Genomic DNA, 16752 nt, shown 5'->3' on the forward strand with positions numbered 1-16752 from the left:
GGCGGGTGAGACCATGGTGGATCAGGAGGGTGGGAGCGGGGGCGGGGTGTCGTGCAGGAGTGCGGCGAGTTCGGGCACGTCGCGGGCGGGGATCCACTGGGACATCCCGGTCTTCCACACCAGGCTCTCCGGAGTGAGCCCGCTGCCGGGCAGCTCCGCCGCGCCGAACGGCCCCCGTTGTGCACCGTTCACCCCGATGAACCAGCGTTCGTTCCCGGGCAGCGGCGGCGGCCCGTCAGAAGGCTGGGACGGGTGCGGCGCGGACGGCTGGGGATGCCCGGACGGGCGCGGGTTCTGGGGAGCCAGGGACTCGGCCATCTGCCGGCCGGCGGCGATGCCCATGCCCAGCCCCATGCCCTCCGCGGCCCCGCCCGCGTTCTCCAGCGCGTTCGCCGCCTGGAACCTCGCGTAGTCGCCCAGATCGCCCACGATCCCCATCTGCGACCGCTTGTCCAGCGCCCGCTCCACCTCCTCGGGCAGCGAGACGTTCTCGATCGTGAACGTGGGGATCGCCAGCCCCACTCCGGCCAGGTCCGCGGTCAGCGCCGTGGCCAGCCGCCGTCCCATCTCGTGCTGGTCGGCGGCGAGGTCGAGCAGGGGCACGCCGGCGCTCGCGAGGGCGGGCGCGAGCCGGCCCACGACGAGCCGGCGCAGGTAGCCCTCCACCTCCTCGGTACGGAACTGCGGATCGGTCCCCGCCAGCTCGCGCAGCAGCGCCGGGGCGTCGGTCACCCTTGCCGCGTACGAGCCGAACGCCCGCAGCCGCACGGGTCCGAACTCGGGGTCGCGCACGATGACCGGGTTCTGCGTGCCCCACTTGAAGTCGGCGAACTGGCGGGTGCTGACGAAGTACACCTCGGCCTTGAACGGCGAGTGGAAGCCGTGCTTCCAGCCCTCGAGCGTGGACAGGACCGGCAGGTTCCGTGTCTCCAGCGTGTGGGTCCCCGGCGCGAACGCGTCCGCGATCCGGCCCTCGTTGACGAAGACGGCGGTCTGCGACTCGCGCACGACCAGCCGGGCGCCCATCTTGATCTCGTTGTCGTGGCGCGGAAAACGCCAGACGAGGGTGTCGCGGGTGTCGTCGAGCCACTCGACGATGTCGATGAATTCGCCGCGGATCTTGTCGAACAGCGCCACTTCGCCCCCGTCCGTGCTGGTTTCGCCGGTCGGTCACCGTACCAAAGGCGTTTGACGTCGTAGTGGCGCGGAGGTCGGTACGGTGGGGAACCGTGGTGAAGCAACGGGTCGCGCAGCTCGAATACTCAGAGTTCCAGTCCGCCATGCTCGACGAGGCGAAGCGCAGGCGGAAGGCGGCGAAGATCATCGCGGTGCTGGAACACTTCCACGGGCCGCTCGGCGGGCTGACCGTGGGCGACGTGGGCTGCTCCGCCGGGTTCATCGCCGACGAGCTGGCGGGCGCGGGGGCCGGTCACACCCTGGGCATCGACATCGACGTGCCGGGGCTGCGCAAGGCGGCCGACCGGTTCGGCGAGCGGGTGGCGTTCGTCTGTGGCGACGGCACGGCGCTGCCGTTCCCCGACGGCTCGATCGACGTGCTGGTGTTCAACCACATCTACGAGCACGTGGTCGACCCCGACGCCGTGGTGGCCGAGATGCACCGGGTGCTGTCCGACGACGGGACGCTCTACCTGGGTCTCGGCAACCGGCTCGGGATCATGGAGCCGCACTACAAGCTGCCGTTCCTGTCCTACCTGCCGCCCGGCCTGGCCGACCGCTACGTGCGCGCTTTCGGGCGGGCCGACCACTACTACGAGCGGTTCAGGACGCGGCGCGGGCTGCGCAGGATGTTGCGCGCCTTCCACGTGTGGGACTACACGTTCCCGGTGCTCGCCACGCCCACGAAGTTCGCCGGGGGAGAGCTGTTTCCCGGGCTGCCGGGGAAGATGGTCAAGGCGGTGCTGTCACGAGCGCCGCGCGGCGTGCTCAAGCTGCTGCTGCCGGTGGTGCCGACATACCTGTGGGTGGCGACCAAGACGCCGCGCCGGCCGGTGGGCGCGACGCTGCCGCAGCCGCCCGAACTGGTCCGCCCGCTGTGAGCGTCGAAGAGGACACGACGGTGGAGCCCGTCCCGCGCCGCCGGTCCATGGGTCGCCGGCTGGTCAGATACGGCTTTCTGGCGGTCGCGCTCGGCTTCGGCACGTGGGCGGTGGCCCGGCAGTGGGACGACGTGGTGGCCGGGTTCTCCCGGCTGACCCCGGCCGCGCTGGCGGGCGCGCTGGTGGCGGTGGTCGCCGCGCTGCTCGGGGCCATGCTCACCTGGCGCACCCTGCTGGCCGACCTGGGCTCGCCGCTGCCTCCCAGGCCCGCGGCCAAGGTGTTCTTCGTCGGCCAGCTCGGCAAATACATCCCGGGCACGATCTGGCCCGTGCTCGCCCAGATGGAGATGGGCCGCGACCTCGGCGTGCCCCGCGCGCGCAGCGCGGCGGCGTTCTTCCTGATGATGCCCATCCAGCTGGCCACGGGCCTGCTGGTCACGCTGGTCACGCTCGGCTGGGACCGCTACGGCTGGCTGCTGCTGTTCATCCCGCTGCTGCTGGTCCTGCTCGAACCCAAGGTGATCAACGCCGTCATCGGGCACGCCCTGCGCCGGCTCAAGCGCGAGCCCCTCGAACGGCCGCTGACCAGGCGCGGCATGCTCACGGCGCTCGGCTGGGCGCTGACCGGCTGGATCGCTTACGGCGTGCACCTCTACTTCATCGCCCCCCAGGGCGGCCTCGTCTTCGCCATCGGAGCCTTCGCCCTGTCGTGGTGCCTGGGCATCCTGACCTTCGTGATCCCGGCGGGGGCGGGGGTCAGGGAGCTGGCCATGGTGGCGATCCTGGCGCCCCATCTCGATCAGGGCGCCGCCATCGCGGTGGCGCTTTCGTCAAGGATCGTCATCATCGTGGGGGATCTGATCTGTGCCGGATCGGCGGGAATCGCAGCGCGTCGCGACTCGGTGTGATTTGGCCCACGATTTAGGGGAGGCTGGTCATAAGCTGAACTTCAGAGGGGGACGACCAGTCCCACGTTGATCTTGAGGGGAGAAGATCTTCGTATGCCTCGAGTGCTCGTCGACGCGGTAGCGGTCCCCGCGGACCGCGGCGCGTTGATCAGATACGTTGACGGGCTGGTGGCCGCGCTCGACCGGGCCGGCGCCGACATCGCTGTGGTCTGCCAGCGGGCCGAAGCCGAACGCTACAGACGCCTCGCACCTTCGGCCCAGGTGATCCCCGGGCCGGTCTCGATCACCAACAGAGCCGCCAGGCTGGCCTGGGAGCAGAGCGGGCTGCCCCTTCTCGCCCGCCAGGCCGGCGCCGACGTGATCCACGCCCCCTACTACTCCATCCCGCTCAGCGCGGGCCTGCCGACCGTCGTGACGGTGCACGACGCGACGTGGTTCACCGAGCCCGACCAGCTCAGCCCGCGCGCCTCGTTCTTCCGCTCGGCCACCCGCACCGCCGTCCGCCACGCCAGGCGGGTGATCGTGCCGTCCAAGGCGACGAGGGACGAGCTCATCCGGGTGCTGTCCGCCGACCCCACCCGCATCGACGTCGCCTATCACGGCGTCGACCTGGCCCAGTTCCACCCGCCGACGGGCGAGGAGATCCGCAGGTCCGCCATGAGGTGCGGGCTGCACGACCAGCCGTACGTGGCCTTCCTCGGCGCGCTCGACCCGCGCAAGAACGTGCCCAACCTCATCAGGGGCTTCGCCGCCGCCGTCAAGCGGCTGGACGAGCCGCCGGCGCTGGTGCTCGGCGGAGGCGTGCACGAGGACGACGTGGACGCCGCCTGCCGGGAGGTGGAGGCCACCGTCAGGGTGATCAGGCCGGGCTACCTGCGCGCGCCCGACCTGCCCGGGTTCCTCGGCGGGGCGCTCGTGGTCGCCTTCCCCTCGCGCGGCGAGGGGTTCGGGCTGCCGGTCCTTGAGGCCATGGCCTGCGGCGCGCCGGTCCTGACGACACACCGCAGCTCGCTGCCGGAAGTGGGCGGCGACGCGGTCGCCTACACCGAGCCGGACGCCGACAGCATCGCCACGGCGCTCGGCGAGTTGCTGGCATCTCCCCAGCGCAGGCACCAGTTGCGGGAGGCGGGCCTGGCCCGATCCCGCGAATTCACCTGGGACGCCAGCGCCGAGGCGCATCTCAGCTCCTATCAACGCGCGATCGAATAGTTCGGTAACCTCACGGAGTGATGGAGAGCTCTTTGCCAGACCTCGAGGCGATCCTCCTGGTCGGGGGGCAGGGCACGCGCCTGCGCCCGCTGACACTGGGCACGCCCAAGCCGCTGCTGCCCACCGCCGGGGTGCCGTTCCTGGCGCACCAACTCGCCCGCGCGCGATCTTTCGGCGTGCGCCGGATCGTGTTCGCGACGTCGTACAAGGCGGCCATGTTCGAGCCCGCCTTCGGCGATGGGGCGGCGTTCGGGCTCTCGCTGGAATACATGACGGAAGAGACGCCGCTGGGCACGGGCGGAGCCATCCGCAACGCCGGCGAGGCGCTCGACGCGGGTCCCGACGACCCCGTCCTCATCCTCAACGGCGACATCCTCTCCGGTCACGACATCGGCGCGCAGGTGCGGCTGCACCGTGACAGGCAGGCCGCTGTAACGCTCCATTTGACAGAGGTCGACGATCCCTCTCGCTTCGGCTGCGTGCCGACCGACGAGGCGGGGCGGGTGACGGCGTTCCTGGAGAAGACGCCCAATCCGGTGACCAACCGGATCAACGCCGGCTGCTACGTCTTCACCCGCTCGGTGATCGACTCGATCCCGCGCGACGAGGTCGTGTCGGTCGAGCGCGAGACGTTTCCCGGGCTGATCGAGTCGGGGCAGCTCGTCATGGGCTACGCCGACCGCACCTACTGGCTGGACGTCGGCACGCCGAGCGCCTATGTGCAGGGCTCGCGTGACCTGGTGCTGGGCCGGCTGGCCTCACCCGCGCTGCCAGGACCGACCGGCGAATACCTGGCGCTCGACGGCGCCAGGGTCTCGCCAGAGGCCAAGATCCAGGACGGCACGGCGGTCGGCGCGCGTGTGGTCGTCGAGGCGGGGGCGACGGTGGCCGGGTCGGTGCTCAGCGACGACTGCGTCGTGGAGACCGGGGCCCGGGTGACCGACTCCGTCGTGGGGCGGCGGGCGCGCATCTGCGCGGGCACGGTGGTGCGCGACGCGGTGATCGGCGACGACGCCGTGGTGGGGCCCGGCAACGAGCTGCAGCACGGCGTACGCGTATGGCCGGGCGTCGAGCTGCCCGAGCGGGCCCTGCGCTACTCCAGCGACGTCTGACCCGCCGTCCCGGGGCGTTGCTCCGGCGGCGTCCAGCCCGTCGTCCCGGCCGCGGCCCTGCTTGGGGCGCAGGCTGTTCGCCGCGCGCTGAGCCCGGCCCGAGCAGGTGAGGGGCAGGGGCAGACTGGTGGGGTGATGGAGCGCAGGTGGGTGCCCGCGGGGCCGCTGGACGTGGGGCTGACGCTGATGCCCCACCGGCGCGGCGGCGGCGACCCCACCTGGCGCCGTGAGAGCGGCGGCGCCGTGTGGCGCACCTCCAGGACCCCCGAGGGCCCCTGCACGCTCAGGGTGAGCGTCAAGGCCGGGTGCGTGCACGGGCAGGCGTGGGGGCCGGGCGCGGCCTGGGCCCTGGAGACCCTGCCGGCGCTGCTGGGCGCCGATGACGACGTCGCCGGGTTCAGCGTCGAGCACGACGTGCTGGCCGAGGCCGTCAGGAGGAATCCTGGGCTGCGGATCGGGCGTACGAGGCGGGTGATGGAGGCCCTCGTGCCGGCGGTGCTGGAGCAGAAGGTCGTCGGGCGGGAGGCGTGGCGGGCCTGGCGGTGGCTGCTCGGCCGCTACGGCGAGCCTGCTCCCGGGCCCGCGCCCGAGGGCATGCGGGTGGTGCCGGAGAGCGACGTGTGGCGGCAGATCCCGAGCTGGCACTGGCACCAGGCGGGCGCCGAGGCCGTGCGCGCCAGGACCATCGCGGGCGCCGCCTGGCACGCCGCCAAGCTGGAGGCCGCCGCCACCACGGAGGAGCTCGACCGGCTGCTGCGCGCGCTGCCCGGGATCGGGGTGTGGACGTCGGCCGAGGTGCGCCAGCGCGCCTTCGGCGATCCCGACGCCGTCAGCGTCGGTGACTTCCATCTGGCCAAGCTGGTCGGTTACGCCCTGACCGGGGAGAAGACCGACGATTCGGGGATGATGCGGCTGCTTGAGCCGTACACCGGGCATCGGCACCGCGCCACGGTCCTGGTCTGGCTCAGCGGCGTGCGCCCGCCGGCGCGGGGGCCCCGGATGCCGGTGCGCGACTACCGCTCGTTCTGAGCCCGGTGTGGTGAGCCCGGCCCTGGGTGCGTACTGCGAACTCAGGTGGTCGTACTGTGCCTGTATGAGTTCTGACTCCGCGCTCCGCCGCGCCCTCGCCCGCGCCAGGGACGGCAAGACCCTCGACGTCACCGAGGCGACCGTCCTCCTGCACGCCCGGGACGAGCACCTCGACACGCTTCTCGACCACGCCTCCCGCGTGCGCGACGCCGGGCTGCGTGCCGCCGGGCGCGAGGGGGTCATCACCTACAGCAGGAAGGTGTTCATCCCGTTGACCCGGCTCTGCCGGGACCGTTGTGGATACTGCACTTTTGCCACGGCTCCGCACAAGCTGCCCGCGCCGTTCCTGAGCCCGGACGAGGTGCTGGAGATCGCCCGCCAGGGGGCGGCGATGGGGTGCAAGGAGGCGCTGTTCACGCTGGGGGACCGGCCGGAGGACCGCTGGCACCAGGCGAGGGAGTGGCTCGACGCGCACGGCTATGACGACACGTTGTCCTATGTGCGCGCGATGGCGATCAGGGTGCTGGAGGAGACCGGGCTGCTGCCGCACCTCAACCCGGGGGTGCTGAGCTGGCGGGACCTGCAGCGGCTCAAGCCGGTCGCGCCGTCGATGGGGATGATGCTGGAGACGACGTCGCGGCGGCTGTTCGAGGAGAAGGGGCAGGCCCACTACGGCTCGCCGGACAAGGATCCCGCCGTACGGCTGCGCGTGCTGGAGGACGCTGGACGCACGAACGTGCCGTTCACCACCGGGATCCTGATCGGCATCGGCGAGACGGTCGAGGACCGGGCCGAGGCGATCTTCGCGATCCGGCGGGTGGCCAGGGAGTACGGCGGCATCCAGGAAGTCATCGTGCAGAACTTCCGCGCCAAGCCCGACACCGCCATGCGCGGCCTGCCGGACGCCGACCTCCAGGAGCTGGCCGCCACGATCGCCGTCGCGCGGCTGGTCCTCGGCCCCCGCGTACGGCTGCAGGCGCCGCCCAACCTGGTGGACTCCGAGTACGAGCTGATGATCAGGGCCGGGATCGACGACTGGGGCGGCGTGTCCCCGCTCACCCCCGACCACGTCAACCCTGAGCGGCCGTGGCCGCAGATCGACGACCTCGCGGACCGTACGGCCGGGGCCGGGTTCCAGCTCCGCGAGCGTTTGACGATCTATCCGGAATACGTGCAGGCGGGGGAGCCGTGGCTCGACCCGCGCCTGTTCGCCCACGTCGCCGCGCTCGCCGATCCGGCCACCGGCCTGGCCCGCGAGGACGCCGTGCTCGAAGGGCGGCCCTGGCAGGAGCCCGACGGCGGATCCACCGCGTCCGGCCGGGTCGATCTGCACGTCGAGGTCGACTCCACCGGCCGCACCGCCGACCGCAGGGACGACTTCGACCACGTCTACGGCGACTGGGACGCCCTCCGCGACCGCCTCCCCTCGCCCGCCGAGCCCGCCGTCGGGCCCACCATTGAGCCTGCTGCCCGGTCCGGCGCCGCGTTCTCGGGTGGGGTGCTCGCCGGCGACGTGCGGCAGGCGCTGGCCAGGGCCGCCGCCGACCCCGCCGGGCTGACGGACGCGGAGGCCGTGGCGCTGCTCAGCGCCGACGGCGACGAGCTGGACGAGCTGGCCGCGATCGCCGACGCCCTGCGCGCGCAGGCGGCCGGCGACGCGGTCACCTACGTCGTCAACCGGAACATCAACTTCACCAACGTCTGCTACACCGGCTGCCGCTTCTGCGCCTTCGCCCAGCGCAGGACCGACGCCGACGCCTACACGCTCAGCCTCGACCAGGTCGCCGACCGCGCGGAGGAGGCGTGGGCGGCCGGCGCCACCGAGGTGTGCATGCAGGGCGGCATCCACCCCGACCTGCCCGGCACCGCGTACTTCGAGATCGCCAAGGCGGTCAAGGCCAGGACGCCCGGCATGCACGTGCACGCGTTCTCCCCGATGGAGGTGATCAACGGCGCGAGCCGGACGAACCTGTCCATCCGCGACTGGCTGGAGGCCGCCAAGGAGGCCGGCGTGGACTCCCTGCCCGGGACTGCGGCCGAGATCCTCGACGACGACGTGCGCTGGGTGCTGACCAAGGGCAAGCTGCCCGCGAAGGAGTGGGTGGAGGTCATCACCACCGCGCACCAGGTCGGCCTGCCCACCACCGCCACCATGATGTACGGGCACGTCGACAACCACCTGCACTGGGTCAGGCACATCAAGCTCATCAGGCGGCTGCAGGAGCAGACCGGCGGGTTCTCGGAGTTCGTGCTGCTGCCGTTCGTGCACACCAGCGCCCCCATCTACCTGGCGGGCGTGGCCAGGCCGGGCCCGACCGCGCGGGAGAACCGGGCCGTGCACGCGCTGGCCAGGATCCTGCTGCACGGCGCGATCGGGAACATCCAGTGCTCCTGGGTCAAGCTCCAGGACGACCTGTGCCGCCAGGTGCTCCAGGGCGGCGTCAACGACCTCGGCGGCACCCTCATGGAGGAGACGATCAGCCGGATGGCGGGGTCGGAGAACGGCTCGTACAAGACGATCAGCGAGCTGCGCGAGATGGTCGCGGTCACCGGCAGGCCGGCCAGGCAGCGCACCACCGAGTACGGCGTCCCGAGCGAGGAGCGGCTGGCGGCCTCGGCGGCCAGCGACGGCGTCTGCCAGAGCGTGCGAAGGGTGCTCCCGCTGGCCTAGTTGTAACATGTTCTAACAAGCACTTGCGTCCGCCCAGTGAGTCGCTGGGAGAATCGTCACTCCCCTGGGAGAGAGGTTCACCGTGCGGTTGGGTCGACACCGCGCCGCGCTGCCCCCCGAGCAGCGGCGGAGGAAGGCGCTCCAGCGCGGCATCCTGGCCGGGCTGTCCGCCGTGGCCATCGTCGCGGCCGGCCTGGTCGTGATCTTCGGCAGCGGTGGCGTCCTGTGCACCACACGAGAGCCTGTTCTGGTCGACGTGGCCGCGGCGGTGGACGTGGCTCCTGCCGTGATGGAGGCGGCGAGCCGGTTCAACGGGACGAAGACGGCCGTGGGTGGCCGGTGCGTGCTGGTCCAGGTGACCGAGCAGCCGCCGGCCACCGTCCTGCGCACGCTGATCGGCGACCGGGCCGGCGTGCTGAGCGAGCGGCCCGACGGCTGGATCGCCGACTCCTCCGCCTGGATCAGGCTGGCCCGCCAGCAGGGCGCGAGCGCGCTGCCCGCGGGGGAGAGCGTGGTGGCCACCTCGCCGCTGGTGTTCGCCACCCGGTCGTCGCTGGCCCAGCGCTTCTCCGTGGGGCGGACCGAGATGAACTGGCGGATGGTCTTCCCCTCGACCGTGCGCGGGCGGCTGACGCCCAATGCGGACGAACCCGACGTCGTACGCGTGCCGGACCCGTCGCTGGCCGGGGCCGGCATCGCGACCGTGGCCGCCGCGCGGGACGTCGTCGGCAAGGGGCCGGAGGCGGACAAGGCGCTGACCGCGTTCGTCCGGTGGGCGCAGGCGGGCTCGGCGCCCGACTACCGCAGCATGCTGGCCGCGGTGGACGACCGTACGTTCTGGCAGCGCCCGGTCGTGATCGTGCCCGAGCAGTCCGTGTGGCAGCACAACCTGCGGCCCTCCGCCGACCCCGTCGTGGCCCTGCATCCGCGCGAGGGCACGATCAACCTCGACTACCCGTACGTCGTCACCGCCACCGATCCCTCCGTGGCCGAGGCGTCGAGCGTCTTCGCGGGCTGGCTGAAGGGCGCGCAGGCGCAGGAGATCGTACGCAAAGCGGGGTTCAGGTCGGGCGACGGCGCCCAGGGGCCGATCTCGCCCGGCCCCCAGACCCCCACCGAGGCGCCCAGGACCAGGGCCTCGGTGTCGCCGCAGGACATCGACGACGCGCTGCTGGCCTGGAGCAGGCTGGCCCCGCCGACCAACATCCTCGTGCTGGCCGACACCTCCAGGCACATGGCCGAGCCGCTGAACGGCACCACCCGGGTCAGCGTGGCGCTGGCGGCGGCCAAGATCGGGTTGCAGCTCTTCCCGGCCTCCACGCACATGGGCCTGTGGGAGTTCGCCGACAAGGTCGGGCGCATCAAGGGGTATCAGGAACGCGTCGCCCTCGGCCCGATCAGTGAGCCCGACAGCGGGCAGGTCATCCGCAAGAGCCGCCTGGACGAGCTGACCAGCACGATCACCGCCCATCCCAAGCTCGCCAGCTCCCTGTACGACGCCATCCACAGCGGCTTTCGCGAGGTCAGCGAGGAGTACCGGGAGGAGATGAACAACGCGCTCCTGGTGATCACGGCCGGCCGGGACGACGGCAAGGGCGCGAACCTGCGCCAGTTGCTCGACCAGTTGCGGCGTGAGTGGAACCCGGACAAGCCCGTACAGATCATCGTCATCGCGTTCGGCAAGGACGTGGACCGGGCGGCCCTGTCGCAGATCACGGCCGCCACGAACGGCTCCCTGCACGAGGCCCAGGAGCCCGGCGAGATCATCGACGTGTTCCTCGCCGCCCTGGCTCGGCGCCTCTGCCATCCGACCTGCAAACCCACCACCTGACCGCCCGCCCCGGGGCGAACGTGGACCGGCCGCCCAGGGGAGTCCTGGACGGCCGGGTCGGGTCGGAGTGACTACACGCGCTGCCAGAGCGCCGGCACGTTCGGCGGCTCCCAACCGGCGAGGGCGGTGTGCGCCTGAACGCACCGATAGCTGACGCCGTTGTAGGTCACGGTGCTGCCGACGCTGTACGCGGTGCCCGCCCGCCAGGTGCCGGAAGGCGTCGTCGGGGGAGGCGTCGGCGTCGGGGTGGGCGTGGGAGTGGGCGTCGGCGGGGGCGTCGGGGTGGGGTTGCCGCCACCGCCGCCGAAGTTCAGGTCGATGCAGGAGTAGAAGGCGTTGGTGGTGTCGGAGATGTTCCAGATGGCGAGCACCTTCTGCCGGCCCGAGTAGCCGGAGAAGTTGACCGGGTGCGAGACCGTCGCCGGCGGCTGCTGGTTGTTGCCGGAGAAGCTGGCCACCTTGGTGTTGCCGATGTAGTACTCGAAGTTCGAGGTGGCGTGCCTGGCGGTGAACGTCCAGGTGAAGGTCACGGTGCTGCCCACCGACGCGGCCGGCCACGGCTTGCTCTCGTCGCTGAGCTGGGCGAACTGGCCGAGGTTGGCGTGGCAGTTGCGCAGGCCCTTGGGGCCTTCCACGCTCTGCGGCTCGTAGACGATGTTGCCGCAGCCGGAGACCTTGCCCTGGTGGCAGTTGGCCTGGCGGCTGGGCGGGGTGAGGACGTAGCCGTGCGCGAACGCGGGCGTGGTGTTGAACACCGTGGTGGCGATCGCGGTCACCGCCACGGCGAGCACTGAGAGAGTCCTTCGCATGAAGTGGCTCCTTTACTTGGGGGGTGACCCCTAATGTAAAGGAAACTTTCCTAACGGTAAACTCGACTTGACCGCTGTCCGGACCTCCGTCAACGCGTCAGGACGAAGCCGTCACCGCGCGACGGATGAAGCCGTCACGCGGTGCGGAAGAAGGTCGTCAACGCGCGCCAGGACGAAGCCGTCATCGCGTCAGAATGAAATCGCCGGGATCGCGCGGCGCCCGGTCGCGCGGCGGGGCGGCGGCGTGCCCGACGGCCACGCAGCCCATCGGGTCCCACGACTCGGGCAGGTCGAGCACCTCGCGCACCACGGGCCGGCAGAACATCGTGGACGACACCCACGCCGAGCCCAGCCCCTCGACGGCGAGCTGCACCAGGAAGTTCTCCACCCCGGCACCGGTCGCCACGACGAACATCTCCCGCTCGGAGGCGTTGCGCCGCTGGTCCCTGTAGGTGTGGGACCCCTCCATCACCAGGCACGGCACGACCAGATAGGGCGCGTTGCGCAGCACATCGCCCCGTCTGACCCGCTTGGCGATCGACTGCTCGGTGAACCCGTCGCCGCGCAGGTCGGCGATCCACGCCTCGCGCATCGCGTCGAGCAGCTTCGTCCGCGTCTGCGGCGACTCCAGCAGCACGAACCGCCACGGCGTCGTGTGGTGCGGCGCCGGCGCCGCGATGCCCGCCGCTACCGCCCTGCGCACCGCCTCCGGATCGACGGGCCGGTCGGAGAACTCCCTGATCGTACGGCGGGCGAACACCACGTCACGCGACCCGAACCGGAACAGGTCGTCGTCGGCCGGCCGCACCAGCGGCCTGACCCCGGGGCCGTCGTCCTCGGTGACCAGGTGGGACAGCCCGCGCACGATCGCCACCGGGACCCCGGCGAGCTTGCCCTTGACCAGCTCGGCGGCGCTCGCGATCTCGTCGGCCAGCGCCGTGACCGTGGCGCTGAGCTGGTTGCCGTAGGTGTCGGAGGTGCCGCGATAGTCGTCGAGCGGCCGGAGGCCGGCCACCCCGATGGCCACGTCGGTGAGCCCGTTGCGCCACGGCCGCCCGAACGTGTCGGACACGATCACCCCGACCCGCACCCCGTCGCGCCCGCCGTCGCGACCGCTGTCGTGGTTGCCGTCGCGTTTATCGCCGGGCCCATCGCCGGGCTCACTGGCGCTCCCGCCGGCGCGCCCGCTGAGCCCTGCCCTGATGCGCCGGGCCGAGGCGTCGGAGTCTTCTGGCAGGAGCAGGACGGTGCCGGGCTCGGTGTTGGAGGCGTCGACGCCGGCGGCGGCCATGACGAAGCCGTGGCGGGTCTGGGAGATCACGGTGTCGCCGCGCCTGGCGACCACCCGCTCGGTCTCCTCCTCGATGGCCTGCGTGCGGTCGGGCGCGTGGCGCACCCGGCCCTCGGCCTTGCTCACGATCTTGGAGGTGACCACCACGATGTCGCCGTCACGCAGCCCGGCTCCGGCCAGCAGCACCGCCACGTCGTCACCCGGCCGGACCTCGCCGATCCCGGTGACCGCGATCACCTCGACCCGCTCGGGCGCCACCGAGCCGTCGTGCGGCGGGGTCGCGGCAGGGGTGGCGGGCGTCGGGGCACCGGGTGAAGGGATGGTCATCGGGCGAGCTCCAGAGCGAGGTCGAGGGCGGTGCGGGCGATGGCGGCGGTGGCCTCGGCGTCGTGCATGAGGATCGGCCTGGCGACCACCCGCACGCCGTCGAGCGCGACCCCGGCGTCCTCCTCGGCCACCAGCCAGCCGTCGATCAGCTCGGAGCCGTACAGATCGAGCACCGCCTGCGCGGTCGTCTCGACCCCGATGGCGGTCAGGCAGGCGTCGGCCATGCCCCTGACCGGCGCGCCGCCGATGATCGGCGAGACGCCGACGACGGTCTTGGGCAGCAGCGCCTCGCGGATGCCCGGAACCTGGAGGATCGTGCCGATGCTCACCACCGGGTTGGACGGCGGCAGGACGACCACGTCGGCCTGCTCGATGGCCTCAAGCACCCCCGGGGCCGGCTTCGCGGTGTCGGCCCCCACCAGCGCGAACGACTGCGCGGGGATGGAGGCGCGCAGCCGCACCCACCACTCCTGGAAGTGGATCGCGCGCTTGCCGCGCTCGTCCTCGATCACGACGTGGGTCTCGCAGCGGTCGTCGCTCATCGGCAGCAGCCGCACGCCCGGCTGCCAGCGCGCGCAGAGCGCCTGCGTGATCTGCGAGAGCGGGTAGCCCGCCTCCAGCATCTGCGAGCGCACGATGTGGGTGGCGAAGTCGCGGTCGCCGAGCCCGAACCACTGCGGCTCGACGCCGTACGCGGCCAGCTCCTCCTTGACGACGTGGGACTCCTTGGCCCGGCCCCAGCCCTGCTCCTCGTCGATGCCGTTGCCCAGGGTGTACATCACGGTGTCGAGGTCGGGGCAGACCCGCAGGCCGAACAGGGTGATGTCGTCACCCGTGTTGCCGATGACGGTGATCGAGGAGTCAGGCGCGGTGGCGCGCAGGCCGCGCAGGAAGCGGGCGCCGCCGATGCCGCCGGCGAGTGACACGATGTGCATGCGCCCCAGTCTTTCACCGGGCTCTGACAACCCTTCCGGGGGACCGGTTTTCGCCTTTTTGTCGGCGGCGTACGTCCTGGTACTGCATGAATTGAGATGGAAGAGGTTGCTGGGACTCCCGGCAGGTGGGTCGGTGATGTGGCAAACTCCCTTCGGGCTAATGGGTCCCGATGGGGGTAGTTGTGAGCAAACTTGACGTCGCTCGGCTGAAGGAGCCGGCCGCCTGGATCATGCTCGTCACCGGGTTGATGCAGGTCGTGCTGGCGATCGGCCACATCCTGATCGGGTCGACCGCGTCGTCGTCGTTCATGGAACGCGCGGCGGGGAACTTCTCGAGCGTGACCAGCCCGGTCGTGACGGCGCTGCTGCTCGGTGCCGTGCTGCTGGTGACGAAGGTGGGCGAGCCGTCGGCCAAGGCCAAGCCGATCACGTACGGCGCCGCCGCCGGACTGTTGCTTGCCTCGGTGTTCGGCATGCTCGCGCTGCTGCTCGGCCTGTTCTCCGGCCTCGGCGCCCGCTCCACCATCGAGTACGTGCTCCTCGGCGTGCCCACGCTCGCCCTGACCGCCATCGCGCTGGTCTATCTGCTGCCGCAGGTGATGCCCGAGCGGCCGGCGGCCCAGGTCTACCACGGCCAGTTCGGCGCCCAGCCCGGCTTCTTCGCCGGCCAGCCCCAGCAGTTCGGTCAGGGCGAGCAGCCCCAGCCCGGCTACGGCCAGCCCGGCTACCCGCAGCAGCCCCCTTCGGGCCAGCAGGGGTTCGGCCAGGACCAGCCCGGCCAGCCCGGCTACGGCCAGGACCAGGCGGCGGGCGGCTTCGCCCAGCAGCCCGGCCAGCAGCCCGCCCAGCAGGGCCCCGGCCAGCAGGGCCCCGGCCAGCAGGGCCCCGGCCAGCAGGGCCCCGGCGGTCCTGGGCATCAGGGCCCCGGCGGTCAGCCCGGTTTCGGCGGCCCGCAGGACCAGCAGGCCCCGTACGGCCAGCAGCCCATGCCGGGCCAGCAGCCCGGTCAGCCCGGCTTCGGTCAGGACCAGGCCGCCGCTCTCGGCGGTCCCCAGGACCGGCAGGCCCCTTACGGTCAGCAGCCGATGTCCGGCCAGCAGGGTCCCGGTCAGCCCGGTTTCGGCGGTCCCCAGGACCAGCAGCAGGCCCCGTACGGCCAGCAGCCCATGTCCGGCCAGCAGCCCGGCTACGGCCAGCAGCCGCCCTCCACCCCCGGCTACGCGCAGCAGCCCCCCTCCACCCCCGGCTACGCGCCTCAGCCGCTCTCAGCCCCCGCGTACGACCAGCAGCAGCCGTCCGCCCCCGGATACGACCAGACGCCCGGCGGATACGGTCAGCAACCCCCCTCGACGCCCGGCTACGGCCAGCAGCCCCCGAGCTTCGGCGGGCAGCCCGAGCCGCAGACCAACCCGCAGCAGCCGTTCCCGCACATCAGGGGTGCGCTGCCGGCCGCGCCCTCCGACCAGCAGCAGCCCGAGCCGTCCTTCCCGCCGCAGGGTTTCGGTCAGGGTTACAGCTCTGTCGACACGTCCCCGGCGGGCCAGGACTACAGCACGCCGCCGGCCGGGGAGTACACCCCCGCCCCGTACGTGCCCGCCGACAGCCAGCCGAACATCTACGGCCAGCCGAGCCCGAACCCGTACGCGCCCCCCGCGAACGACCAGGCCAACTCCTTCGCGCCGCCCGCCGACCAGCAGCAGGCGAACCCGTACGCGCCCCCGTCCGACAACGCGTACACGCCGAGCGAGACCGCCCCCAGCACCTCGTTCCCGCCGGCCGAGCCGCAGCAGCAGTCGTACTTCGGCCAGAGCGCGTTCGACCAGCAGCAGCAGCAACAGCAGGGCGGCCAGCCGTTCACCGGCTACTCGGGCGCCGAGTTCGCCACCCCGTCCGCCTACCAGGAGCCCGACCCGCCGGTCGACCCGCGCTCGCAGCAGCTCCTCGACGCCTACCACCAGGCGGAGACGTACCAGTCGAACGCCGGCCAGCCGAACGCGGGCACCCAGCCCGAGCTGCGCGTGCCCGACTACGGCCAGGGCGGCGGCCAGTACGGCGGCGACCCGTTCGGCCACCCGCAGCAGGAGCTCCTGCGCCAGGTCCAGGAGCAGAACGGCGGGTACGAGCCCCAGCAGGGCCAGTACCGGCCCACCCACCAGGCTCCGCAGGCCGCCGCCGCCCAGCCGGGATGGCCGGACCAGGGCGAGTCCACGATGCGGCTCGACCCGGCGGCGTTCGGCAACGCCTTCGGCGGCGACCAGCGCCGCCCCGGTGACGACCCGATCGACCCGACGGCCATATACACCCCCAACGAGCCCCGCAGGTAACGGACCGGCAATGGACGGCTAGAGAGAAGGTGGGCCATGGGCGGGCGTGTTTCCCGCCCTGGTACGGTTCCGACCGCAGACAGCGTTGAACGAGCCAGGCCGACGCCATGCGTGCGAGGCGCCGGCCGGGTGCGAACATCACAAGCCGAGCACACCGGGGCGAGATCTGGTCTTTCCCCGGATAGCTGCATGCCGCTTGACGTCACGCACGGCACGCGCGTGTAATTACAACCATGTTGTTACGCCTTC

Annotated in this window: 12 protein-coding genes; 8 read left to right on the top strand and 4 right to left on the bottom strand. The window is 71.9% G+C overall.

Annotated elements, in window-relative coordinates:
* Positions 1-21: 21 nt before the first annotated feature.
* A complete protein-coding gene (locus tag ABFX54_RS07130) occupies positions 22-1137 on the bottom strand; it encodes an SPFH domain-containing protein (RefSeq protein ID WP_346102467.1) in 1116 nt (371 codons plus the stop codon).
* Between the two features lie 92 nt (positions 1138-1229).
* On the opposite strand from ABFX54_RS07130, the gene ABFX54_RS07135 reads away from it, so the two are divergent.
* The 7 genes from ABFX54_RS07135 to ABFX54_RS07165 all read left to right on the top strand — a co-directional run bounded on the left by ABFX54_RS07135 (position 1230) and on the right by ABFX54_RS07165 (position 10817).
* Entirely contained in the window at positions 1230-2057 is an 828-nt protein-coding gene (locus ABFX54_RS07135) for a class I SAM-dependent methyltransferase (RefSeq protein WP_346102469.1), read from the top strand.
* On the top strand, positions 2054-2965 hold the full coding sequence (locus ABFX54_RS07140; protein WP_346102471.1) for a lysylphosphatidylglycerol synthase domain-containing protein: 912 nt from the start codon (positions 2054-2056) through the stop codon (positions 2963-2965). Before ABFX54_RS07135 ends, ABFX54_RS07140 begins: the two co-directional genes overlap by 4 nt.
* 144 nt (positions 2966-3109) lie before the next feature.
* Positions 3110-4174, top strand: coding sequence for a glycosyltransferase family 4 protein (locus ABFX54_RS07145; RefSeq protein ID WP_346102473.1), 1065 nt, complete (start codon positions 3110-3112; stop codon positions 4172-4174).
* 32 nt (positions 4175-4206) lie between these two features.
* The gene (manB, locus tag ABFX54_RS07150) at positions 4207-5286 is read left to right on the top strand and encodes a mannose-1-phosphate guanylyltransferase (RefSeq protein ID WP_428834503.1); all 1080 of its coding nucleotides are present in this window, start codon (positions 4207-4209) and stop codon (positions 5284-5286) included.
* A gap of 135 nt (positions 5287-5421) precedes the next feature.
* On the top strand, positions 5422-6315 hold the full coding sequence (locus ABFX54_RS07155) for a DNA-3-methyladenine glycosylase family protein (protein WP_346102631.1): 894 nt from the start codon (positions 5422-5424) through the stop codon (positions 6313-6315).
* Between the two features lie 64 nt (positions 6316-6379).
* The gene (locus ABFX54_RS07160) at positions 6380-8986 is read left to right on the top strand and encodes a bifunctional FO biosynthesis protein CofGH (RefSeq protein WP_346102477.1); all 2607 of its coding nucleotides are present in this window, start codon (positions 6380-6382) and stop codon (positions 8984-8986) included.
* An 82-nt stretch (positions 8987-9068) separates the two neighbouring features.
* Positions 9069-10817 carry a substrate-binding and VWA domain-containing protein gene (locus tag ABFX54_RS07165; protein ID WP_346102479.1) on the top strand — a complete coding sequence of 583 codons (1749 nt, stop codon included), beginning with the start codon at positions 9069-9071 and terminating at the stop codon, positions 10815-10817.
* 71 nt (positions 10818-10888) lie between these two features.
* On the opposite strand, the gene ABFX54_RS07170 is transcribed toward ABFX54_RS07165, so the two are convergent.
* From ABFX54_RS07170 to cofD, 3 genes are all read right to left on the bottom strand, one after another.
* Positions 10889-11626 (bottom strand): lytic polysaccharide monooxygenase, encoded by a 738-nt coding sequence (locus ABFX54_RS07170; RefSeq protein ID WP_346102480.1) that lies wholly within the window; start codon positions 11624-11626, stop codon positions 10889-10891.
* A 181-nt stretch (positions 11627-11807) separates the two neighbouring features.
* Complete coding sequence (locus ABFX54_RS07175) at positions 11808-13244, bottom strand: coenzyme F420-0:L-glutamate ligase (protein WP_346102482.1); 1437 nt, start codon at positions 13242-13244, stop codon at positions 11808-11810.
* Positions 13241-14179 carry a 2-phospho-L-lactate transferase gene (gene cofD / locus ABFX54_RS07180; RefSeq protein WP_346102484.1) on the bottom strand — a complete coding sequence of 313 codons (939 nt, stop codon included), beginning with the start codon at positions 14177-14179 and terminating at the stop codon, positions 13241-13243. Before cofD ends, ABFX54_RS07175 begins: the two co-directional genes overlap by 4 nt.
* A gap of 182 nt (positions 14180-14361) precedes the next feature.
* On the opposite strand from cofD, the gene ABFX54_RS07185 reads away from it, so the two are divergent.
* Positions 14362-16503, top strand: a complete 2142-nt coding sequence (locus ABFX54_RS07185; protein WP_346102486.1) for a hypothetical protein — start codon at positions 14362-14364, stop codon at positions 16501-16503.
* Positions 16504-16752: the final 249 nt, after the last annotated feature.

This window comes from Nonomuraea maheshkhaliensis (assembly GCF_039529435.1).
GTDB classification, from domain to species: Bacteria; Actinomycetota; Actinomycetes; order Streptosporangiales; family Streptosporangiaceae; genus Nonomuraea; species Nonomuraea maheshkhaliensis.